2 protein-coding genes and 2 pseudogenes are annotated in these 3,034 nt (G+C 39.1%); 1 reads left to right on the forward strand and 3 read right to left on the reverse strand.

From position 1 onward, the window contains the following. The first annotated feature begins 230 nt into the window (after window positions 1–230). Window positions 231–680 carry a PH domain-containing protein gene (locus tag AC1DSB_RS17185; RefSeq protein ID WP_477531782.1) on the forward strand — a complete coding sequence of 150 codons (450 nt, stop codon included), beginning with the start codon at window positions 231–233 and terminating at the stop codon, window positions 678–680. Window positions 681–753: 73 nt separating this feature from the next. Here the strand turns inward: AC1DSB_RS17185 and AC1DSB_RS17190 are convergent. From AC1DSB_RS17190 to AC1DSB_RS17200, 3 genes and pseudogenes are all read right to left on the reverse strand, one after another. After that, window positions 754–1,712: pseudogene (locus AC1DSB_RS17190) on the reverse strand (ABC transporter permease). 1 nt (window position 1,713) lies between these two features. Continuing rightward, window positions 1,714–2,760, reverse strand: a complete 1,047-nt coding sequence (locus AC1DSB_RS17195; RefSeq protein WP_016427579.1) for an ABC transporter permease — start codon at window positions 2,758–2,760, stop codon at window positions 1,714–1,716. Then, window positions 2,753–3,034: pseudogene (locus AC1DSB_RS17200) on the reverse strand (heme ABC transporter ATP-binding protein); the annotation flags it as partial. The gene AC1DSB_RS17195 and the pseudogene AC1DSB_RS17200, both read right to left, overlap by 8 nt.

The raw sequence follows: 3,034 nt of genomic DNA on the forward strand, positions 1-3,034 counted from the left end.
TACCATATCTTTCACTATACATGGTGCTGGTAAATGATTGCAAATAGCTCGTGAAAAAATATAAGTCTTACGTCCCATAAATACCTCTTGCTAGGGATCCAAATATCTGTTGTCAATTAATTCCTGAAGCTTAATCACCGGTGAACAAAAGAATTGTTCATTGAAAAAAATGTAAATCCAGCGAAACTTTCCTATTAGCTATTCGTAGTTAAATTAGGAGGGGTTATATTATGAAGTTTAGTTCAAAAATTGATAATTTTTTTGTTGGAATCATATCAATCACAGTATTTATTATCCTTAGCGTATTTTTGTTTCCTCTGCTTTTAGATTATGATAGAACGAGTATTGATACCATTACTGTACTTTCCTTATGTGTGTTATCAATTGGGTTACTATTGTGGTCTGCTTTTTCTATTAAATACGTCCTAAATAATGACCACTTGTTTGTAAAAGGTGGGTTATTTAAAAGTCGAATCCCATATGAAGATATAACAAGGATTTCTCCCACAACTGAAATCTTTACTGGTTTCCGCTTGTTATCATCAAAACAAGGTATTGAATTATTTTATAAATCAGCAACTTTAGGAAGTGTGAAGATTTCACCTAAAGACATTGACCTTTTCATTTTCGAATTAGAGAAACGTGCGCCAAATGTCCAAATTGATAAAATAACTCAGTAAATTACCATTAACTAAATGTGTAAACAAAAAATGAAAGGACCAGGCAAAATGCCCGGTCCTTTTAAGATCGATTTTATCGTTTCCCTTTTATATAAGGTGTTCCTATAGCCTTGGTGCATTTGCTTTACCAATGAATCCTGCTAAGGCAAGGATTGTTAAGACATAAGGTAAAATCAGTAAGAAAACACTTGGAATTTCGCTGATTATCGGCAATGATCCACCGACAATACTTAACGCTTGAGCAAACCCAAAGAACAGAGCTGCCCCCATCGCACCCAGGGGATGCCACTTACCAAAGATCATTGCAGCAAGTGCCATAAATCCTTGTCCATTGATTGTTGAATGACTGAAATCCAATGAAATCGACTGTGAATAAATCGCGCCACCGATACCGGCTAAACCACCTGAAATCATGACAGCAATATAACGCATACGTGTTACATTTATTCCCATTGTATCAGCGGCCATTGGATGTTCACCTACAGCACGAAGACGCAGACCGAATGGAGTGTAATACAGGACAACCCATGCTAGAATAGCAATCCCAATTGCTAAAACAGAAGTCCAATAGACGTTCTGGAAAAACATCGGGCCTAAAATTGGAATATCTTTTAAGAACGGAATATCGTCACGCAAGAATCGCTCTTGAACAAAGTCTGTTTGGCCTTTTCCGTAAATCATTTTTACTAGGAACAAACAAAGCGCCACTGCCAATAAGTTAATCGCTACACCAGAAACGACTTGATCCGCACGGAATGATACAGAAGCCACGGCATGCAGTAATGAAAATAATGAAGCGACAACCATAGCAGCAAGAAGAGCCATCCACTCTGTACCTTGTCCAAATATATGAACGAAAGATAAGTTAAATAGAATACCAATGAAAGCACCCATGACCATGAGTCCTTCCAATCCAATGTTTACTACACCAGAACGCTCAGAGAAAACCCCACCGATAGCGGTTAAAATTAGAGGCGCTGCATAAGCAATGGCTGCAGGGACTAGAAAATATAATACTTCCAAGAAACTCATGTTACTTCGCCTCCTTTTTCTTGCTGAAGCGTTCAACAAATAATCGAATGACGTAGCCTGAAGCTACGAAGAAAATGATAATCGCAATGACAATAGATACGATTTCGGTAGGAATACCCGCTTCATTTGGCATATTTAAAGCTCCATATTTTAATGAACCAAATAATGCTGCCCCGAAAATAACACCAAGTGGCGTGTTAGCACCAAGTAGTGCAACCGCAATACCATCAAAACCAATACCTGTAAAGCCGCCTTTAACAGAAGCATATTCAAACGTACCCAATGCTTCCATCGCTCCACCTAGACCAGCAAAGGCACCAGAAATGACCATTGCTAGAATGATATTTTTATTGACGTTCATTCCCGCATATTCTGAAGCATTTTGGTTTAAACCAACTGCTTTCAATTCAAATCCGCGAGTCGTTTTCTCTAAAATTAACCACATTACTAAAACCATGGCAAGTGCAATTAGAATTCCGTAATGAAGACGTGAGAAATCTGTCATGTTTTCAAGGAATTCTGAACGAAGTGACGCCGTTGGGTGAATTGCCCCCGTATTGTCTCCTCCATTAGAAAACGTTTTCACTAATGCGTTTGTTGTGTGAAGTGCTATATAGTTCATCATGATTGTGACAATTACTTCATGGACTTTAAAGCGAGCTTTTAGAAGTCCAGGAATGAAGCCCCATAATGCTCCCGCTCCAGCTGCAGCAATTAACGCAAGTGGCAAGTGAATGTATTTTGGAAAATCAAAGGCAACTCCTACATACGCCGCTGCAAACCAGCCAACGATTAATTGTCCTTCAACACCAATGTTAAATAGTCCTGTACGGAATGCAAATGCAACCGCTAAACCAGCAAGAATGTATGGTGTAATTTGTCGGACGGTTTCACCCATCGTATAAACATCACCAAAAATTCCGTTCCATAATGCTGCATAGCCAGCGACTGGATCGTATCCACTAACTAACATAACAATTGCCCCTACAAGTAATCCCAGAATAACGGAAATGACAGGAACAAGAATATTAACTAAACGATTAGACATGGGAGCTGCCCTCCTCTTTCACTTGATTTGTCATAGCGCCTTTTTTCGATTGACCCGCCATTAACAATCCAAGTTCTTGTTCGTTTGTTTGAAGAGGATCCAAAGTATCCACGATTTGCCCATCATATATGACCGCAATACGATCAGATACGTTCATGACTTCATCTAATTCAAATGAAATTAACAAGACAGCTTTTCCTTTATCGCGTTGTTCGATTAAACGCTGATGAATAAATTCAATCGCACCGACGTCCAATCCGCGGGTAGGCAGAGC

It is taken from the genome of Paenisporosarcina sp. P4_E4_2 (genome assembly GCF_056401595.1).

Coding starts and splice junctions, on each gene's coding strand:
- AC1DSB_RS17185 (WP_477531782.1), top strand. CDS start 231: ATGAAGTTTAGTTCAAAAATTGATAATTTTTTTGTTGGAATCATATCA.
- AC1DSB_RS17195 (WP_016427579.1), bottom strand. CDS start 2,760: ATGTCTAATCGTTTAGTTAATATTCTTGTTCCTGTCATTTCCGTTATT.